The sequence below is a fragment of the Chryseobacterium sp. JV558 genome (assembly GCF_033712365.1).
Taxonomy (GTDB): Bacteria; Bacteroidota; Bacteroidia; order Flavobacteriales; family Weeksellaceae; genus Chryseobacterium.
In genome coordinates, this window is record NZ_WJHU01000002.1 from 168,601 (window position 1) to 189,910 (window position 21,310).

At 36.9% G+C, this 21,310-nt stretch carries 15 protein-coding genes; 8 read left to right on the forward strand and 7 right to left on the reverse strand.

Features of this window, described 5'->3' with window-relative positions; genetic code table 11:
- The first annotated feature begins 68 nt into the window (after positions 1-68).
- The 4 genes from GFU89_RS06525 (at position 69) to GFU89_RS06540 (ending at position 10,645) form a co-directional block, all read left to right on the forward strand.
- Positions 69-3,092 (forward strand): reprolysin-like metallopeptidase, encoded by a 3,024-nt coding sequence (locus GFU89_RS06525; RefSeq protein ID WP_318846384.1) that lies wholly within the window; start codon positions 69-71, stop codon positions 3,090-3,092.
- Between the two features lie 167 nt (positions 3,093-3,259).
- Positions 3,260-7,690: a GEVED domain-containing protein gene (locus GFU89_RS06530; protein ID WP_318846385.1), complete on the forward strand. Its 4,431-nt coding sequence runs from the start codon at positions 3,260-3,262 to the stop codon at positions 7,688-7,690.
- A 348-nt stretch (positions 7,691-8,038) separates the two neighbouring features.
- A complete protein-coding gene (locus GFU89_RS06535) occupies positions 8,039-8,209 on the forward strand; it encodes a hypothetical protein (RefSeq protein WP_318846386.1) in 171 nt (56 codons plus the stop codon).
- Positions 8,210-10,645, forward strand: coding sequence for a fibronectin type III domain-containing protein (locus tag GFU89_RS06540; RefSeq protein ID WP_318846387.1), 2,436 nt, complete (start codon positions 8,210-8,212; stop codon positions 10,643-10,645).
- 67 nt (positions 10,646-10,712) lie between these two features.
- Here the strand turns inward: GFU89_RS06540 and coaE are convergent, their stop codons facing one another.
- From coaE to ruvB, 4 genes are all read right to left on the reverse strand, one after another.
- Positions 10,713-11,342: a dephospho-CoA kinase gene (gene coaE / locus GFU89_RS06545; protein WP_318846388.1), complete on the reverse strand. Its 630-nt coding sequence runs from the start codon at positions 11,340-11,342 to the stop codon at positions 10,713-10,715.
- Between the two features lie 9 nt (positions 11,343-11,351).
- Entirely contained in the window at positions 11,352-12,218 is an 867-nt protein-coding gene (locus GFU89_RS06550) for an MBL fold metallo-hydrolase (RefSeq protein WP_318846389.1), read from the reverse strand.
- A gap of 13 nt (positions 12,219-12,231) precedes the next feature.
- Positions 12,232-12,843, reverse strand: coding sequence for an FMN-binding negative transcriptional regulator (locus GFU89_RS06555; protein WP_318846390.1), 612 nt, complete (start codon positions 12,841-12,843; stop codon positions 12,232-12,234).
- 277 nt (positions 12,844-13,120) lie between these two features.
- Positions 13,121-14,143 (reverse strand): Holliday junction branch migration DNA helicase RuvB, encoded by a 1,023-nt coding sequence (gene ruvB, locus GFU89_RS06560; RefSeq protein ID WP_318846391.1) that lies wholly within the window; start codon positions 14,141-14,143, stop codon positions 13,121-13,123.
- A gap of 259 nt (positions 14,144-14,402) precedes the next feature.
- On the opposite strand from ruvB, the gene hutI reads away from it, so the two are divergent.
- From hutI to GFU89_RS06580, 4 genes are all read left to right on the forward strand, one after another.
- Positions 14,403-15,626, forward strand: a complete 1,224-nt coding sequence (hutI, locus tag GFU89_RS06565; RefSeq protein WP_318846392.1) for an imidazolonepropionase — start codon at positions 14,403-14,405, stop codon at positions 15,624-15,626.
- A gap of 14 nt (positions 15,627-15,640) precedes the next feature.
- On the forward strand, positions 15,641-16,042 hold the full coding sequence (locus GFU89_RS06570; RefSeq protein WP_318846393.1) for a hypothetical protein: 402 nt from the start codon (positions 15,641-15,643) through the stop codon (positions 16,040-16,042).
- A 9-nt stretch (positions 16,043-16,051) separates the two neighbouring features.
- On the forward strand, positions 16,052-16,966 hold the full coding sequence (gene hutG, locus GFU89_RS06575; RefSeq protein WP_318846394.1) for a formimidoylglutamase: 915 nt from the start codon (positions 16,052-16,054) through the stop codon (positions 16,964-16,966).
- A 138-nt stretch (positions 16,967-17,104) separates the two neighbouring features.
- Positions 17,105-18,397: an aldehyde dehydrogenase family protein gene (locus tag GFU89_RS06580; RefSeq protein WP_318846395.1), complete on the forward strand. Its 1,293-nt coding sequence runs from the start codon at positions 17,105-17,107 to the stop codon at positions 18,395-18,397.
- Between the two features lie 254 nt (positions 18,398-18,651).
- On the opposite strand, the gene pyk is transcribed toward GFU89_RS06580, so the two are convergent.
- The 3 genes from pyk to rnc are packed head-to-tail and all read right to left on the reverse strand — an operon-like array spanning position 18,652 to position 21,305.
- A complete protein-coding gene (gene pyk, locus GFU89_RS06585; protein WP_318846396.1) occupies positions 18,652-20,097 on the reverse strand; it encodes a pyruvate kinase in 1,446 nt (481 codons plus the stop codon).
- Positions 20,090-20,563 carry an IPExxxVDY family protein gene (locus tag GFU89_RS06590; protein WP_318846397.1) on the reverse strand — a complete coding sequence of 158 codons (474 nt, stop codon included), beginning with the start codon at positions 20,561-20,563 and terminating at the stop codon, positions 20,090-20,092. Before GFU89_RS06590 ends, pyk begins: the two co-directional genes overlap by 8 nt.
- Entirely contained in the window at positions 20,541-21,305 is a 765-nt protein-coding gene (gene rnc, locus GFU89_RS06595; protein ID WP_318846398.1) for a ribonuclease III, read from the reverse strand. Before rnc ends, GFU89_RS06590 begins: the two co-directional genes overlap by 23 nt.
- Positions 21,306-21,310 lie beyond the last annotated feature (5 nt).

A 21,310-nucleotide genomic window follows, 5' to 3' on the forward strand; every position in this document is an offset into this window, starting at 1 on the left:
AACTTATTTTATCCATGAGATTTATAAAATAGTTATATTTGGCGGAAATTATAATTGTGTTTTAATTTATGAAAAGAGTATTTACTGCTTTAATGTTTACCTTTATAGGAGGAGCCGTGTTCGGTCAATGGACACCAACTTCCTTTAAAAAAGGAGACGATAACAAAAGAAGTACAGGATTTAGAGTAGATCAATCTAGTGTAAGAGGTAACGGGTACTATAAATTAGACCTGAACTTACTGAGATCTCAGCTGAAGAATGCACAGGAAATGGGTACAAATGCCACTCCTGTAGTGATTTCTCTTCCTACTATGAGCGGGAAGATTGAAAGATTTAACGTATACAGTTTTCCAGTAGTTGTAAAAGAACTGGCAGACAAGTATGAATTAGGATCTTATGTTGGAACAAGTGTAGAAGACCCTACCAAGTATTTAAGATTCAGTATTGCTCCTAATGATTTTCAGTCGATGATCATCCATGGAGGTAACTATGAATTTATTGATCCGGCTTCTGCTGATAAAACAGTTTATGCCGTTCATCCTAAAACTAAAAAGGATAAAAGTGGATTCTTATGTTCCACAGAAGAATCTCCTGCCGCGAAAAAGCAAATAGATGCTTTATTGAAAAATGGGCAGTCATTCTCAAATCAGGCAACAACTTTCAACAAAAGTTCTGATAAGAAATACAGAACAATGAGATTGGCTATGTCTGTTACAGGTGAGTATACTCAATACTTTATGGGGCTTGCTGGTGTACCTGCTACAGCTACAGATGATCAGAAAAGAGCTCCGGCACTTGTTGCTATTAATAATACTTTAACCAGAGTAAACGGAGTTTTTGAGAAAGATTTTGCATTGCATTTGAATTTGCAGAATTTTCCAGGTGTGATTTATATTGACCCAGCTACAGATCCATATTCAGCTGCTAATACAGGAGCGGGAGGTGCATGGAATGGAGAACTACAGGGTGCTTTGACTGCTAATGTAGGAAATGTCAACTATGATATCGGACACTTGTTCGGTAAATCAGGAGGTGGAGGAAATGCCGGATGTATCGGATGTGTATGTATCAATCCTACAACTGCAGTTCCTAAAGGAAAAGGTTCAGGATTTACTTCTCCGGCAAATGGAATTCCATCAGGTGATAGCTTTGATATCGACTATGTTGCTCATGAGATGGGTCACCAGTTAGGAGGTAACCATACTTTTTCTCATAATCTTGAAGGAAGTGGTGTAAACATGGAACCTGGTTCAGGAACTACCATTATGGGATATGCAGGTATTACTGGTCCTAATACAGACGTACAGCCTAACTCTGATCCTTACTTCCATAAAGCAAGTATTGGTCAGATTCAAGCCAACTTAATTGCAAAAACTTGTGATGTAGAAACTACAATTACCAACAATCCACCGGTAATTACGGATCTGCCAACATATACTATTCCTAAAGGGACTGCTTTTGTTTTAACAGGTGGTGCTACAGATCCTGAAAATGATCCAATGACTTATTCTTGGGAAGAGGTTGATGATGCATCAGTTTCTATTAATAAGTTTAACTTAGGAAATACAATGTCGGGAGCTTCGTTCAGATCTGCTGTTCCAAGTACGAATCCAGTAAGATACTTCCCGAAATTTGCATCTGTAATGAATGGAGTATTAAATAATGCAAACAATACTTGGGAAGCGGTATCAACTGTTGCAAGAACGACAAACTTTGCATTAACTGTTAGAGATAATAACTCTAATGTAGCTCAACAGCAGTCAGCTTTTAAAGTTCAAACGATTGTTGTAGGAGATAACGGACCTTTCAGAGTAGCTAACCAATATGCTGATGTGAATACTCCAACTCCAGTTCAATGGATTGTTGCAAATACTAATGCTGCTCCTTATAATGTTACTACTGTAAAAATTGATTATACTACAGATAACGGAACAACCTGGACTGTATTATCAGCATCAACACCTAATGACGGAACTGAAAACTTTACTTTCCCTTCTTCATTGAACGGGCAGACTATTAAAGTAAGAATTTCTTCAATTGGTAATGTTTTCTATGCGGTAGGGCCTCTTAGTATTGCACCTCTATCTGCATGTAGCAGTGCTGCTCCAACGAATGTAACAGTGAGCAATATCACAGTATCTTCAGCTAGTGCATCTTGGATGTCTTATACTGGAGCGACTTATAAAGTACGCTATAGAAAAGTAGGTACAACAGTATGGACTGAAGCTGATACTACAGTGCCATCAATCAACTTAGGTAATCTAATAGATGGTACACAATATGAAATTCAGGTAGCTTTGGTTTGCGGTACTACAGTAGGAACATATTCTACTTCTGTAAACTTCACTACACCACAGCTTGCTTATTGTACTACTGGTACGAATAATGCTGACTATGAGTATATTTCCAATGTAACACTTGCGAATGTAAATAATACTTCAGCAAGCAGTACATATACAAACTATACAACAAACACTGCACTTCAGATTAACTTAACAAAAGGAAATGTTTATCCTATGTCTGTTACTGCTAGTAACCCAGATGTTGCTGATTTTGATACAGTAGCAGCATTTATTGATTTTAATAAGGATGGTGTTTTCAGCGAAACAGAAAGAGTATTGAATTATCCTGTAGCGACTACTCCATCGCCAACTGTAGTAACAAGTAATGTTACAATTCCAAGTAATGCAGTAGAAGGGCAGCCATTAAGAATGAGAGTTGTATCATTTTTTGTAGGTAGTACAAATGCTGGTTTATCATTACCGGCAGATTATCTATGTGGAAATAATTTTGATTACGGAGAGGTTGAAGACTATAACGTAGTCATTACTGGTAACCTTGCTACTTCTGAAACTGCTGTTAAAAATAATGGTATTCAGATTTATCCAAACCCGGTAAGTGATATTCTAAATGTTACTAAAGTTTCAGATAAAGCTAATTATAAAATCTATAGTGCTGCTGGACAATTAGTAGATAGAGGAAATATCAATAACGGAAAAGTAAATGTTTCAACTTTAGTTAAAGGTGGTTATGTAATTACAATAGATGATAAAGGAATTGAGCAATTCAAATCTAAATTCATCAAAAAATAAAGATAACCTTTATATATTAGCAAATCCCCGGGCTTTCCCGGGGATTTCTTTATTTAAAGCATAAGTGGAGATATTATTGGATTTTTACAAAAAAAACCTAAATGTACATGTAAATTAATAACGAAAAATGATTAGATTTGTATGATTAATATTATAATGAAAACATTATGAAGAAATTCTTTACCTCTTTTATTCTGTTTCTCTGTTTGATATGTACAGGCTTTGTATCCAAAGTCTCAGCTCAGGCAGGACAGATCGGGACAGGAACGGGTACCTCAGTGTATCTCCCCATACGTTCCTATTATGGGTATAGTTATTCCCAGCAGATTTACACTGCTGCAGAACTTACGACTGCTATAGGTACGTCGAACTATATCACGGCTGTAAAGTTTTATTCCACCACCGTTGCAACCTCACAGGATGTATATAAGGATTGGGTGGTATACATGGGAAACACAACCCAGACTAACTTTGCAACCATTACAAACTGGGTTCCATTTAATTCTTTGACCCAGGTTTTTGCCGGAACTTTACCCAACCTTACAAATGGGAACTGGGTAACTCTTCAATTGGCAACTCCGTTTTTGTGGAACGGGACAGACAATCTTGTGATTGCTGTAAATGAAAAAACTCCAGGTTATGCATCTTCACCAGGTACGGCTTGGGGATCTTATAACGCAGGAGCAAACAGAGGGATGATCTATTATGAAGATTCCGCAAACCCAGACCCTGCAGCACCTCCTGCTGCAAAAGACAGACTTGCGGATATTCCTAGAATACAGTTGGAAAGCCATCCGCTGCCAGCTTGTTCAACGGCTCCGCCTACTAATATTACAGTTTCAAACCTGACAACAGCTACAGCTAATGTAGGTTGGTATCTTTCTGCAGGAGCTACGTATGTAGTACGATACAGACCTGTAGCTGGAGGACCTTGGGTGACAATTAACGTAACTACACCTTTGGTAGGAAATCAGCTCATTACCGGATTAACAGAACAAACCCAGTATGAAGTTCAGGTAGCTACTATCTGTGGGGGTGTTCAGGGAGCATTTTCTTCCAGTGTAAACTTTACAACTCCTGCACTTACTTATTGTGCTTCAGCTGCTACAAGTACTTTTATTGACGGATATATCAGCCAGGTTTCAGTTAATGCGCAAGGAGCTCCTTCAATGACAAGTAACTCTAATCAAAGTGGTTATACAGATTACAGTACAGACCCAACAAGATTAGTTACTTTGGTAAGAGGGGGTACTGCTAGTGTTTCTGTAGCAAAAACATGGCCGGGTTATCAATATAGCTTCCTGACAGGAGTTTGGATTGACTTTAACCGTAATGGTGTTTTTGAAGCGACTGAAAGAGTATTGACTTCTCCAAGTAATACAACAACGCCGGTTACGGCCACATTCAATATACCAAATGCTGGAGGTGGTGCCTATACAGGAAACCTTACTACCAGAATGCGTGTGGTAATGAATGAGTATAGTCCTATTAATGCTTGTGGAACGTATTCTTATGGTGAGACTGAAGATTATGCTGTTAAACTTATCGATTTATCAGCGTGTACTACAGCTCCACCTTCTGACATTCAGGTAAATAATGTAACTCCTTCTTCAGCTAATGTTACATGGACATCAACTACTGGAGCTACTTATATCGTAAGATACAGAGTTTCTCCTTCTGGTGCTTGGCAGCAGATTGCTGTAAATACACCTTTGGTAAGTAACCAAATGCTTACAGGGTTATTAGAACAAACAGCATATGACGTTCAGGTAGCTACTGTTTGTGGAGGTACTACAGGTGCATTCTCTCCGACTGTAACCTTTACAACTCCAGCTCTTACTTATTGTACGGCAGGTCCTACAAGTAATACTGCTACTAGTGGATATATTAATAATGTAACCGTTACTCCTACTAATACTCCTATCATGTTGAGTAATTCAGGATCGGATAACTATAAAGATTATACACCAGACCCTACAAGAGTTGTTATTTTTGAAAGAGGTTCTGCAAATAATAAAATTTCTGTGAACAAATACTGGCCGGGTTCTCCTACATCTTATGGAGTTTCAGCTTGGGTTGACTTTAACAGAAACGGAACATTTGAAACAAGTGAGAGAATTCTGAATACTACTTATAATACAACTACTCCGGTAACGGCAACTTTTGCTGTACCTACAGTGGCGAGTGGAAATGTATATACAGGAACTCTTCCTACCCGTATGCGTGTCGTAATGAGATATTTTGATAATGCTACCCAATGTGGGACATTTACTCAGGGAGAAGTAGAAGATTACGCAGTAAAGTTTGTAGATTCTCAACCATGTTCAACAGCTCCTCCAACGAATATTACAGTAAACAATATTGGTGCAACTACTGCAACAGTATCTTGGGTTGCAACTGTAGGAGCTACTTATAATATCAGATGGAGAACTACTCCTGGAGGTGTTTGGCAGACGGCTACTGTGCCAGCTGGTCAAAACTTCTATGGAATCACTGGTCTTACTGAGCAGACAAATTATGAAGTTCAGGTTTCTACAACATGTGGTGGTTCTACGGGAGTTTACTCATCATCAGTAACGTTTACAACACCACCGTTGTCTTACTGTCCGATGACAGGTACCGGAACGAATGACCATATTTCGAATGTAACAGTTACCTCTTCGAACCTTGGTGTTCCTCCAATGAATAATACTTCAGTACAGACTAATTATACGAGCTACACAACACCTGAGACCCTTATTACTTTAGATGTTGATTCTCAAAATAATAAAATCTCTGTAGCAAAAGGTTGGACCGGAGCTACTGGAAATGATGCTGTAACAGCATGGATCGACTTTGACAGAAACGGACAGTTTACAGATGCTGAGAGAATTTTAATTTCTCCAGCTAACACAACTACTCCTGTTACTGCTACGTTTGCCGTTCCTTCAACATCTTATACAGGACCGTTGACCACTACAATGAGAGTTGTACTAAAACGTACAAGTGCTCCTGTAATGTGTCAGAATGCAGTAGATGGAGAAGTGGAAGACTACAGAGTAAGAATCAGACCTTGTAGCAATGCAACTCCAAATGCACCTACATTTACTACTACTCATACAACAGCTACTGTTACAATTACAGGAGCAGGAGTAAGCTATGTAGTAAGATATAGAGTTCAGGGAACAACACCTTGGACATCAGTATATGCTTCTACACAATTAGGTAACCTTCCATTAGTAATTAGTAACTTGACACCTGCTACTACTTACGAAGTTGAAGTTGCTGCAATTTGTGGGGATATTGTTGGTACAGCTACTCCAATCAAGACATTCACAACAAGATGTGATCCTACTCCTCCGAATGTGACGGTAGGGAACATTACTCCAACAACAGCATTGATTACATGGGCTCCGCTTGCAGCAAGCTCTACGTATACAATGAGATGGAGAAAAGTAGGTACTACTGCATGGACTCTTATCAGTTTACCAGCAGCTCCTGCAAATACTTATGTGTTAGGTAGTGTAACTCCATTAGAGCCATTCACTACGTACGAAGTACAGATTGCTAATATGTGTAACGGAGAAACTGCTCTGAACCCATATTCTAACCCTAAAGTATTTACAACAGAAAGAATCTGTGAAATTCCGCCTCCAGGATTGACTATTACTCAATTGCTTCCTACATCGGCAGCAATCCAGTGGGATCCTTTCCCGGGAGCAACATATGTTCTTAGATATAGAAAAGTAGGTATTCCAAGTTGGACAGAAGTACCATCATTAGTTAATAACCTTGTATTAACAGGTCTTACAGAATTAACGAAATATGAAATGCAGGTTGTAAATATCTGTAATGGTACACCAGGAAATTATACTCCTCCATATTACTTCACAACTCCTACAGTAATTTACTGTCAGATGCATTCAGGAAGTTCTACAGGTGAGCATATTTCTAAAGTTACAGTGAAGCCTACCGGTAAGAAAACAATGGAGAATGAATCAGGAGCATCAACGTATACAGATTATACAGGAGTTCCTAAAACATTCATCGAAATGATCCAGGGATCAACAGACAATGAGATCATCATTGAGAAGAAGTGGACAGGAAATACTTATAACGAAGGAATCGCAGTTTGGATCGACTTCAACAGAAATGGTGAATTTGATATCAACGAAAGAGTATTAAGCTCTCCACCAAATACAGACAGTCCTATCTCAGGTAAATTCAATGTACCGGCAGATGCGTTTGTAAGTATGACAGATTACAAATATGTTGTAATGAGAGTAGCAATGGAAAGAGACGGTATTCCTGTAAACTGTGCAAGCTTCAAAAACGGAGAAGTAGAGGATTACACAGTAAGAATCTCTAAGCCAATCGTTGCTAATCCAATTGATCAGACGGGTATCATGATTTATCCTAACCCGGTAAGCTCAATATTGTTTGTGAAAAATATTAGCAAGAGAGCTAAATATAAGATCTACAATGCTGCCGGACAGGTAATCGGAGACGGTATCTTACTAAACAACCAAATCAACGTAAGCAGATTGATTAATGGTGTTTATGTAATCGATATCGATGATAACGGTAAAACTGTTCAGAAGAAATTTATCAAAGAATAATTAATTTAAATTTCAAATAGAATAAGCCTCCAGAAATGGGGGCTTATTTTTTTGTACTTAAAAATCACAATCAAGTATGGAGAATAAATGTTTTTTTGAATAGTAAAAAAATTTTCGATCAGTTTGAAATCTTAAAATCGAATAAAAATAAATAGATTTCAGAAGGAAATAGTATTTCTGCTATCAGATCATGTATTTTTTAATTCGGATAATACGTATTAAGTACTTGTTGTGCTGAAGTGATATTGAAATGAATTTTATTTTATGAAATTAATAATAATTTTGAATGCTGAAGTAAAGATTGATTTCTTTCAAATCTTATTATTAATCAAAACAATTTATATCCAAATGAGAAAAATTCTATTCTCTTTATTAGCACCCGAATATCATTATCTGGCCAACATTCAAAAATGGGAGTTTAATACAGCTAATCTTGATCAGCTAATCTATATTACCATTTCAAATGGAAAGAGTGTAAAAGCAAGAACTATTTATAAAGACACTATAAAATTTTTCTAAATGAGATCAAGACAATCTATTGTATTGAGGGTATTAAGTATTCTTATTATTGCTTTAGTACTTGCATCTTGTACTACTGTTGTTCCGGCTCCTTTTCCTTACAAACAGGACTTCAGTGCTGATAATGGAAATTTTACTTTTGTGAACTCTACGCAGTCAAATAAATGGACCTTTGGTAATGCCGCAGGAAATCCTTCCCGGGCTATTTATATTTCCAATACAAACGGAGGTACAAATGCTTATAATACCGGTGCTTCTAGTATTGTTCATACATATAGAGACATTGTTATTCCTGCAGGAACATCAACTACGATATTATCTTTCGATTGGAGAGCAGCGGGAGAAAATGGTCAGGATTATCTTACGGTATGGCTTGTACCAACTTCTTTTACTCCGACAGCAGGAACAGGAATTACAGCAGGTGCCGGAAGAGTGAAAGTAGGTTCTAGTTTAAATGCACAATCTACGTGGCAGTCCTATATGAATGCCAATCTGAATTTAAGCAGTTTTGCAGGATCCAATATGCGTTTGGTATTTGAATGGAGGAATAATAATAATGGTGGAGCCCAGCCACCGGCAGCTGTGGATAATATTTATCTTGGGAGATGTTTTATTCCCACACCAACAACTGTAACTTTAATAACGTCTACTACGGCCCAGCTGAATTGGACTGCTCCATCTCTACCTCCATCCAATGGGTATGAATATTACCTGACAACAACAAATACTCCTCCTAATCAAGGTACAGCATCTACTGGTTCTTCCAGTACTGTTTTTGCAAGCGTGTCCCAATTGCTGCCGAATACAACTTATTATTGGTGGATACGTTCTGTATGTGGTACTAATAAAAGTCTTTGGGTTTCTGGTGGGAGTTTTAAAACATTGGTTTGTAATGATACGTCCCCAGTACTTGCAGTGGGTGGAATAACTCATAATTCTGCTTCTGTACAATGGCCCCGCAATAATGGAGTAGGAAACTATCAGATAAGGTACAGACCTGTTGGCACATTAAATTGGGTAGTAGTCAACCAGCCAGCTGCTTTACCTCCACAGGCAATGAATACTTTTAATGCAGCTAATTTATTACCAGCTACATTGTACGAAGTTGAGATTGCAGCAGTGTGTAATGGAACAGCAGGAAATTATGCTCATACGGAATTTTCAACAAGATGCGATCCTAATCCTCCCAATGTAACAGTGAGTACTATTACTTCAACAAGCGCAACCATTACATGGACACCGGTTTCATCAGGTTCTAGCTATATCATGAGATGGAGAGAATTAGGAACAACAGCATGGAATCTGGTACCAATGCCAGTACCTCCTGCCAATACATTTAATCTTACAGGTTTAAGTGCCAATAAAACATATGAAGTACAAATCGCCAGTCAATGTGTTGGAAGCACTACTGTAAATCCTTACTCAGCCTCTCAGGTCTTTACAACAGGGAGAGTCTGTGAAATCCCGCCTCCAGGATTGACTATTACTCAATTGTTGCCTACATCAGCAGCAATCCAGTGGGATTCTTTCCCGGGAGCCACATATGTTCTTAGATATAGAAAAGTGGGTATTCCAAGTTGGACAGAAGTACCATCATTAGTTAATAATATTGTATTAACAGGTCTTATAGAATTAACGAAATATGAGATGCAGGTAGTGAATATCTGTAACGGGACACCAGGAAATTATACTCCTCCATACTATTTTACAACGCCTACAGTCATTTATTGTAAGATGACCTCAAGAATTTCTACCGATGAGCATATTTCTAAAATTACAGTAAAGCCTTCTGATAAGAAAACAATGGAGAATGAATCAGGAGCGTCAACATATACAGATTATACAGGAGTTCCTAAAACATTCATCGAAATGATCCAGGGATCAACAGATAATGAAATCATCATTGAGAAGAAGTGGACAGGAAATACCTATAATGAAGGAATCGCAGTATGGATCGACTTCAACAGAAATGGTGAATTTGATATCAATGAAAGAATATTAACCTCTCCACCGAATACAGACAGTCCTGTTTCGGGTAAATTCAATGTACCGGCAGATGCCTTTGTAAGCATGACAGACCATAAGTATGTAGTGATGAGAGTAGCCATGTCCAGAGACGGTATTCCTGTAAACTGTACAAGCTTCAAAAACGGGGAAGTAGAAGACTATAAAGTAGCAATTTTAAAAAATAAAGTGCCTAATTTACTTGATCAGACCAGTATCATGATTTATCCCAACCCGGTAAGTATGATACTCTATGTAAAAAATATAAGTAAAAAGGCTAGTTATAAGTTATACAGTATATCCGGCCAGTTTATATCCGGCGGAATCATACTGAATAATAAGATTGATGTAAACAAATTGATCAACAGTGTATATGTGATCTCTATTGAAGATGGTGGAAATACCATACAAAAGAAATTTATAAAAGAATAACACAAAAGCCCTCAGAAAATGAGGGCTTTTTTATTTTTAAGCGAGAAAATAATCTTCAAAAATATTTCTATTCAATAGCAAAGATCACTTTTTCGGTCTGTTCTTTTAATTCTTCCAGATTGGTATTGTTGTAGATGATACAATCTGCCATTTTAATTTTATCCCTTTCAGGCATTTGTTTTTCCATGACAGCCTCTACCTCACGATAGGTTTTGTTATCCCTATCCATTACTCTTTTAGTTCTGATATTGTCTTCAGCCGTTACCAAAAGAGATTTGTAACATTGTCTGTTAAGTTTTAGTTCAAACAATAATGCGGTTTCTTTGAAAACCAAATATTTGCTTTGCTTCTTGATCCAATTTTCAAAATCAATGCGTACAGCCGGGTGTATGATCTCATTCAATTGATGGAGCAGATCATTATTGTTGAATACCTTACTGGCAACAAATTTTCTGTCATACAATCCATTTTCATCATAAGATTCTTCACCAAGAAGTTCTTTGATCTTTATTTTCAGATCTTCGCTCTCATTGACGATTGCCTTTGCTCTGTCATCGGAATAATAAACCGGAAATCCGAATTCCTCTATAAAATGGGCAACTGTAGTTTTTCCAGAGCCTATTCCACCCGTTAAACCTATGATCTTGGGTGCTGGTTCCGGTTCAGTTTGTTGTGTTTCTGAATGTAGTTCTTCCATGATTAAAAATTAATATCCAAAAACATCATTAAAGCTAAATGTCTCATCAAGTCTTACTCCTTTTTCGGTCATTTTAAGACTTGCAAGCTCATTATGAGCGTCATGTTCAAAGAACAATAAATATTCGTTATCTACACACTGCTTCAGGAACTTTCCTTTCTCTTCCATTGTTAAAAGAGGTCTGGTATCATATCCCATCACATATACCGGGTTGATATGTCCTGCTGTAGGAATAAGATCTGCCGCAAAAACAACTGTTTTTTCCTGGTATTGAATTACCGGAAGCATTTGCTTTTCTGTATGCCCGTCTACAAAGATGACATCCATCTTCAGGTCCGGAGCAAAACCGTAGTTTCCAGTGGTAGGAAGAGGTAAAAAGTTAAGCTGGCCACTTTCCTGTATTGGCATAATATTTTCCTTCAGGAAGCTTGCTTTCTCTCTCGCATTAGGTTCTGTTGCCCACTGCCAGTGATTTTCATTAGTCCAGAAGTTAGCATTTTTGAAAGCCGGTCTGTATCCGGTTCTGTCATCATTCCATTCTATAGCTCCACCACAGTGATCGAAGTGAAGGTGAGTAAAGAATACATCCGTAATATCTTCCTTTATAAAACCGTATTTCTTTAGATTTTTATCAAGAGTATCATCTCCCCAAAGAGAATAATGTCCGAAAAATTTATCGTCCTGTTTGTTACCAAGACCGCAGTCTACAAGGATGAGTTTTTTTCCGTCTTCAATAAGCAGAGAACGGGTTCCCAGCTCGATTAGGTTTTTTTCGTCTGCTGGGTTTGTTTTTTCCCACAGACTCTTCGGGACGACTCCGAACATAGCACCGCCGTCCAGTTTAAATTTTCCACATTGTATTGGATATAACTTCATATGTATATTTTGATTATTTCTTTATTACTTTCATTTTCTCCGCAATCTTTTTTGCGTTATCATCAGATTGTTCAAGTTGAGTGATAATATTATTAAAATCAGCCTCTTTTCTGTTCTGAGAAAGTTTTTGTTTGATAAATATTTCGGTAGGAATTATTTTAATACCAAAAGCACCCTTCATTTCCTTTTCCACAAACTCTTTTCCCATATCCTTCACCATCATTGGACATTGCTGAAATTTTTCATATTTGGAGGTAAGTTTGTCCAAATGAGCATAAAGCTCGTCATGATTCATCAGTTCTATCTTTCCGTAGACCTGTACCGCCTCATAATTCCAGGTGGAAACATTAATATGATCGTACCAGCTGCTGGAAATATAAGTGTGAGCTCCTAAAAAATCACAAAGCACTTCATCTCCGTTTTTTAAGGTTTTTGCCTGTGGATTCACTCTCGAAATATGAGTTTCAATATAAGCATTTTCCGGATCATCTTCATTCAGCATCATCATAGAATGTGTGGCTCTTATCTTATCCACAGAAGAAATGAGTAAAGCAAAAGAATTTTCTTTGATAATCTCTCTCATCAAATTGTAATCTTCGCTTCTGTATAATTTTGGTATGAACATTCTTTAAATATTGAAGAATAGATAAATTAAAAATAATGTTATAGCTATAGTCACACAATTTGCAACTAAAAATATTTTCTTTTCTTTAAGAATCAGTTGAAAACAAAAATCTATTACTAATAAAGATAGTATTAAACAAAAAGAGAGTATAAGCATAAAAAGCCATCCTCCTTCAAAATCTAAATTCACACTATATTTAAAAATAGAAACAATAAATATCAGGATACAAAAAATATGTATCGGAGTGAACTTTAGACTTGTTAATAACGATTTCATACTAGAAAAGCTCGCCAGGGTTTTTAGGTCTTGTAATATTCAAATGTTTATAAGCCTTATCAGTAACTTCTCGTCCTCTTGGAGTTCTGATGATAAATCCTTCCTGGATTAAAAACGGTTCATAAACCTCTTCCAGTGTTTCAGGATTTTCAGCAATAGATGTGGCCAGAGCAGAAATACCAACCGGTTTTCCTTTAAAGTTTTCAATCATAACACGCATGATCTTATTGTCCATTTCGTCCAACCCGAATTCATCCACATTGAGAGAATCCAGCGCATATTTTGTGATCTTGATCTCAATTTCACCATTCCCTTTAATCTCTGCGAAATCACGCACCCTTCTTAATAATGCATTCGCAATCCTTGGTGTCCCACGGCTTCTTCTTGCAATTTCTATCGCTGCATCTTCATAAATAGCAACTCCTAAAACTCTTGCACTTCGCTGGATAATCATTGACAAAAGTTCAATAGAATAATATTCCAGCCTGCTTTGAATCCCGAATCGGGCAAGCATGGGTTTGGTAAGCATTCCGCTTCTTGTAGTAGCACCTACTAAGGTAAAAGGATTCAGCCCGATCTGTACACTTCTGGCATTAGGACCAGTCTCCAGCATGATGTCAATTTTGTAATCCTCCATGGCAGAGTAAAGATATTCCTCTACAATAGGAGAAAGACGGTGAATTTCATCAATGAAAAGAACATCATTTTCTTCCAGATTGGTCAACAAACCGGCTAAACTTCCAGGTTTGTCCAATACAGGGCCGGAAGTAATCTTACAGTTTACCCCAAGTTCATTAGCAATAATGTTAGCTAAAGTTGTTTTTCCAAGACCTGGCGGACCGTGTAATAAGACATGATCTAGTGCGCCGCCACGTCTTTTAGCAGCGGTAACGAAAACATCAAGGTTCTCCAGCGTTTTTCTCTGTCCCGCAAAATCTTTAAAGCTCTGGGGACGGATCTGTTCTTCCTGCATCAGCTCCTCGTGTGAGTAGTTTTCCTTATCTGGATGTAAAAAATCTGGCATTAATTCATTTCATTTACCTCAAAGATAGCAAATTTAGACTAAGGTTGAAGGGCAGATTGAGAAAAGGTTTAGATTGACACAGAGTTTAGGCTAAGGTTAAAAATGAGAACGGCTAAGATTTAAATAATTGGGATATTTTGAGTATTTTTGAGAGGAGAAATTATTGATAAAAATTATTAAAATTTTGATTGTTTAGCAGGCAAGTGCTGCTGATGAATAAATCAGCCTCAAACTAAACATAAGCATTAACTTTAAACTAATGAAATTAATAGGACCATTTAAGCAGGTGGTAACACTTGCTGACTTACCATTAAGAGGAAAACTTTCTGATGAACAACTTGAAATTATTGTAGACGGAGGAATTGTTGTAGATCAGAATACTATTCAGGAAGTTGGAAATTTTGAAACATTAAAAACAGAAAATCCTACCATAGAAATCGAACATATCCAGGGAGAGCAGATTGTTCTACCTGCCTTTGTAGATTCACATACCCATATCTGTTTCGGAGGAAACCGTGCCAATGATTTTGCCATGCGTAATGCAGGGAAAACCTATCTGGAAATTGCTGAAAGCGGCGGTGGAATCTGGAGTTCCGTACAACATACAAGAAATGCTTCAGAAGAAGAATTATTGAAAACTTTAGTAGAAAGAATCAACTTTTTGATTGATTTAGGAATTACGACCATTGAAGTGAAGAGCGGTTACGGTTTAGATCTGGAAAACGAGCTGAAAATGCTTAGAATTATTAAAAAAGCTCAGAACGCAACTAAGGCTACTTTGGTTCCTACCTGTCTTTCGGCACATTTAAAGCCTAGAGACTTTGAAGGGACCAACCCTGAATATCTTGACTATATCATTACTGAAATTTTACCAAAAGTAAAAGAAGAAAAGCTGGCCAACAGAGTAGATATTTTTATTGAAAAGTCTGCATTCCAGCCTGAAGAGAGTAAAGAGTTCTTACTTAAAGCAAAAGCATTAGGTTTTGAGATTACCGTTCATGCAGACCAGTTTACGCCTGGAAGTTCAAGAATAGCAGTAGAGGTAGGTGCAAAGTCTGCAGACCATCTGGAAGCAACTATTGATGAGGATATTGAATTTTTGGCTAAGTCTGATACGGTAGCAACAGCACTTCCCGGAGCAAGTTTAGGACTGGGCGAAAAATTTACGCCCGCAAGAAAATTATTAGATGCAGGAGCTATTGTAGCTATTGCAAGTGACTGGAATCCGGGATCAGCTCCAATGGGGAATTTAATTACCCAGGCTTCTATTTTAGCGGCTTTCCAGAAACTAACCACTGCTGAAGTGTTGGCAGGAATGACTTTCCGTGCTGCTTATGCACTTAATATGGAGGATAGAGGACAGCTGGAAGCAGGAAAAAAGGCAGATTTTGTTACTTTCAAAACGAATAATTTCCAAAATGTACTGTATAATCAGGGAAGCTTAAAAGCTGAACTTGTTTATATTGATGGCAATAAAAGCTAATTAAAAACACAACCATGAAAATTACATTTGACGAGATTAAAGAAAAGTATATCTCTCTAGGTGTTCCTGAAAAAAATATTGAATATGCATTGAATGCAGTAAAGTCTGGAACAAAAAAGGATTTTATTATGAAGAATTTGACTTCCGATATTAGAAAGGTGGAAGCCAATGTAGCCAACAGTATGCTTGACGAAATGTTTACGGCAAACGGAGGGGAATTTAAGTACGAAAATAGAGGAGGATATCTTTATTCCATATTTTACTTAATTGCTATTATAGCATTGGGTATTGTGACTTTTTATTATAGTTATGAAAACAGAAGTATGCAATTCAAATTGGGAGGAGCTTTAGTAATATTTACAGTTTTATTTTTCAGAACACTTATACCTACAATAAGAGGCAGGTTTAGAGAATAATTTTAGATTATGATTTGGCAAGGCAGATTAGACGGAGAAGAACTTCTCCATCACAGAATATTTCAAAGAGTAAAAGAAGAACGCAATTACGATAATATCGCAATGGATGACTTTGTACTGCATGGTTTTGCTGTAGATGAAGGAGTAAGGCGAAACAAAGGCCGTCAGGGAGCTAAGGATGCTCCTGATGTCATCAGAAAAAATATGTCTAATTTCCCGGTCATTCTTCCTGATTTTTCAATGCTGGATTTTGGGAATGTTACCTGTGACGATGGTAATCTGGAAAATACGCAGAATAATCTTGCCAAAAATGTTTCAAAAGTACTTTTAAAAGGAGGAAAATCTCTTGTTTTAGGTGGTGGCCATGAAGTTACTTACGCTCATTATTTAGGCGTTAAAACCGCTTTTCCGGAGCAAAAAATAGGGATTATTAATCTTGATGCCCATTTTGATAACAGACAACCGGAAAAAGGAGTAGGGGCAAGCTCAGGTACCGGATTCTGGCAGATTGCTCAGGAAGGTCCTATCAACTCGCTGCATATTGGGATTCAGAGAAACTCCAATACACTGAAGCTTTTTGATACTGCTCACCAGTATGGAATGAAATATATCCTGGCCGATGAATTGTTTTTTGAAAATCTTCCATCCATCTACCAGCGTATTGATGAATTGCTGGATACTGTAGATTATGCCTATCTTACGATTTGTATGGACGTTTTTAATGCATCAATCGCTCCCGGAGTATCGGCTGCAGCGTATAATGGAATCTTTGCGGATCCTACGTTTATGCATTTTTACAGACATATCTTAAAAAATAAAAAATTGGTTGCAATGGATGTGGCAGAAGTTAATCCTTCTTTCGATATCCAGGACCGGACCGCAAGACTGGCATCATGTCTTGTGAATGAATGGCTAATGATTTAAGATAAAGCTATATTCTTCCGATAGAGAAAATCATTATTTTATTGACCCTTTAAGGAATGAAATTTGCTAATTTCACCGTGCTTTTAAAATAAAAGCGCTCATAAATTCATTAGCTGAATTTAAAACAGAATTTATATTATGGAACAATTAATTGAAAGCAAGCTTATTAAAGCAGATAAAGCGTTTTCAGTGTGGAGAAAAGTGCCGTTTGAGGAAAGGCAGAAGTTAATTGCAAAAGCAGCAGAGATTTTAAAGAATAATTCAGAAAAATTTGGTAGAATAATTACTACAGAAATGAATAAACCCATTTCAGAATCAATAGCTGAGGTGGAAAAGTGTGCTTTAATGATGAATTATTATGCCGCTGCTGATAATATTTTAAAACCGGAAAAAGTAGAATCTGAATTTGCTTATTCCGAAGTTCATTACGCACCGAAAGGAGTCATTTTAGGGGTAATGCCCTGGAACTTTCCTTTTTGGCAGGTATTGAGATTTGCTACACCTGCAATTTTAGCTGGAAATACAATAGTTTTGAAGCATGCTTCAATTTGTTTCGGAAGTGGAAATGCTATTGAAGAAGTTCTTTTGGAAGCAGGTTTCCCGGAAGGTATTTTCCAGAACCTTGAAGTAGGGCATAAAGCAGTAAAAGAAATCCTTGAGCATGATGCTGTAAGAGGTGTAAGCCTTACAGGGAGCGGAAAAGCTGGAGGAGAAGTAGCTTCAATTGCTGGTTTAAATATCAAAAAATCATTGCTTGAATTAGGGGGAAGTGATGCGTTTATCATTTTTGATGATGCGGACCTTGGAGCAGCTGCAAAAGCTGGGGTAAAGTCCAGACTTCAAAACTGTGGACAAACATGTACTGCGGCTAAAAGATTTATTATCGATGAAAAAATCGAAAATGAATTTCTTCCTATATTCATTGAAGAATATAAAAAATATGAAATCGGAGATCCTTTAGATAAAGAAACTAAATTAGCGGGAATGGCAAGACCTGACCTTGCTGATGAATTGGAAGCTCAATTCAACAGAGCATTGGAAAATGGTGCAGAAATTATTATTCCTCTGGAAAGAATTTCAGAAAATGAATTTACGCCAGGCTTAATAAGAGTTCAGGAAGGAAATCCAATTTTAAAAGAAGAACTTTTCGGACCTCTCGGTATGATTATGATCGCAAAAAATGATGAAGAAGCCCTACAAATGGCTAATGATATTCCTTTTGGGCTTTCCAATTCTGTATGGACTCAAAATAAAGAGCGTCAATTATATTTCATAGAAAACCTTGAATCTGGAACAGTCAATATCAATAGAATGACAAGCTCTGATCCGCGTTTTCCGTTCGGAGGATCTAAGGCTTCAGGATATGGAACAGAATTGTCTTTATTAGCCTTAAAAGAATTTGTAACAGCAAAAACAATTGTGGGTAACTAAAATGTGTTTAGTGTCATTCCGAGGAATAAAGGAATCTCATAGATTCTTCACTTCGTTATATTCAGAATGATAAACTACCTGTTACTAAAATATAATGAGTTAATAATAGACTCTTTGCAGGATAAAAATAAAAATTCCCAGAAATTAATTTCTGGGAATTTTTTATATGCTTTTACAAGAAGTAATTTTGCTTATTGCTTATTGCTTATTGCTTATTGCTTATTGCTTATTGCTTATTGCTTATTGCTTATTGCTTATACTGTCGTCAATCTCAGTGTATTCGTTTTTCCACCTTCATATGACGGAGTCGCGTTGATATTGATTACAAAGTCTCCGGTTTCAATATAGCCGTAGTTGTGTGTCAGCATATTTACTTGAATAATTGTTTCATCAGTAGATTTTTTCATATCATAATAATACGCGTGAACACCCCAAAGAAGGTTCAGCATAGCAATAACTCTTCTGTTACCGCTATATACAATGATATGAGAATTTGGTCTGTGTGCTGCCAGCTGGAAAGCCGTATATCCTGAATGAGTAAGGGTTACAATAGCAGAAACGTTTGTAGTTTTAGCAATTCTTACCGCTGCAAGACAAACTCTGTTGGTAATGAACCTCTCATCAATACAGTTATAATCTTTTTCGATTGGCTCATTTTTGTGTTGGTAAAAATGAGTGGTTTCGATATTCTTTACAATCTTAGCCATGTTTTCCACTACTTGTACCGGATATCTACCTACAGAAGTTTCTCCAGAAAGCATTACAGCATCAGCGCCATCCAATACAGAGTTAGCAACGTCATTTACTTCCGCTCTTGTTGGGGTTAAGCTGTTGATCATCGTTTCCATCATTTGGGTAGCAATGATCACTGGCTTAGAATAGAATCTTGCTTTTTCTACCAGGTTTTTCTGGATAGCAGGAACTTCTTCCATTGGAACTTCTACTCCAAGGTCTCCACGAGCCACCATTAATCCGTCACATTCAAGAAGGATTTCTTCAATATTTTTTACTCCTTCAGGTTTTTCAATCTTCGCGATGATTGGCGTTTTGAATTTACCATTCGGATGTGCTTTGATAAGCTCTTTCAGGTCGATAATATCCTGAGCATGACGAACAAATGACAAGGCAATCCAGTCAACTTCCATGTCAAGCATGAAATTAGCATCCTGAATATCCTTTTCTGTCAAAGCAGGAAGAGAAACATTCGTGTTAGGTAAATTAACTCCTTTTTTAGAACTTAACGGACCTCCCTGAATGGTTTTTGCTTTTACAGTATCTATTTCATTGGTTTCGATAACCTCCAACATCAGTTTCCCATCATCAATAAGGATTCTTTCCCCTACTTTTACATCCTGTGGAAACTGTTGATAAGTCATGTATACCTTAGTGGAATCTCCCTCCATCTTTTCGTTGGTGAAGGTAAGAATATCACCAGGATTCAAATAAGATCCCTCTTTTACAACGCCTACTCTCAGCTTAGGACCCTGAAGATCTCCTAAGATTCCCACTGAATAACCATACTCGCTGTTTAGCTCTCTAATTATTTCAATATTGTTTCGAACTAAGTCGTAATCTGCATGGGAAAAATTTATTCTGAAAATATCAACACCCGCTCTCATTAAATCTAACATTACCTCCTTCGATGATGAAGCAGGCCCTAGTGTTGCGATAATTTTTGTCTTCTTTAAATACTTATTCATAATACTGGATAATTTGATAAAGTTCTTCATCAGAACTCAGTGTATAATCTTGAATTGGAAACACAAGATTTTCAGGGAGCAAAATTACGGAAAAATCAGGAAACTGTTCCGAACTATGCAGAATATATTCTACATCTACCTGATTATTTAATAAAAATTTAATGTTTTCTTCTTCTGTAAAGAGTTCTGTCTGAACTTTTTTTTGCTTACTTTCAGAAGATTTATTTGAAATAAAGGTAAAACAGGTCTTAGAAAACTTGTGGTAGGCCTCAAATCTTGGAAAAAAATAATCATAATACCCTCCATGAAAGACAAGATCTTTCTTTCTTGAAAAATTGAGGTTGTTGGTTTGATTTATTTTGTAGAAAAACTCATGAGCAGGTACATCTTTTGCTAATCTTACCAATCCTATGGCAATATCTTCAAATTCTATATCATCAAGATCATAAAGTTTTTGAATTTCCAAGTATATTTTCTTTTTTATTTAAAATATAAAATGCCCTTTGTGCTGCCTTTTCCTCTGCTTTTTTCTTGGAAGTTTCTGTTGCATTAGCAATTTTTTCTTCACCCAGCCACACGTGACATCGGAATATGACAGATTTATTAACTTGTATTTCTTCGCAGGTTTCGTACTTTATATTAACCTTCTTCTTTTGACTCCATTCGAGTAGGAGGCCTTTATAACTTACAATTTTGTTTTCAAGCTTGTTGATTTCAGAAGGCGTAAGCAACCTTTCCAAAATAATCCTCTTACAGGTATCATAATGGAAGTCTAAATAAACGGCACCGATTAAGGCTTCGAATAAATTTCCGGAGATATTCTCGCCCAAAGCCGAAGAACTGTTTTGCTTTTGCAAAAGGTTGGTAAGCTTTAGGTCTTCGCCTAATTTATTGAGGTTTTTCCTATTAACAATCTTAGATTTCATCTGTGTCAGATATCCCTCATTAGCCTGAGGATACGTCTGAAACAGGTGACAAGAAATAATTGTACCCAAAACAGAATCTCCCAAAAATTCAAGTCTCTCGTAGTTGCTGTCTTGATTTTTAGAAGAATTTTTCAAAGAAAAAGCTTCGCGGTAAAGAGCTATATTTTGTATCTCTGTACCTAAAACTTTTGTAAGCTCAGTACTGAGAAAATACTCTCTCTCCGTTAATTGCTTTTTTCTTTTTTTGAGAAGGAATTTAGAAAAGTATTTCTGTAACTCCATTCATT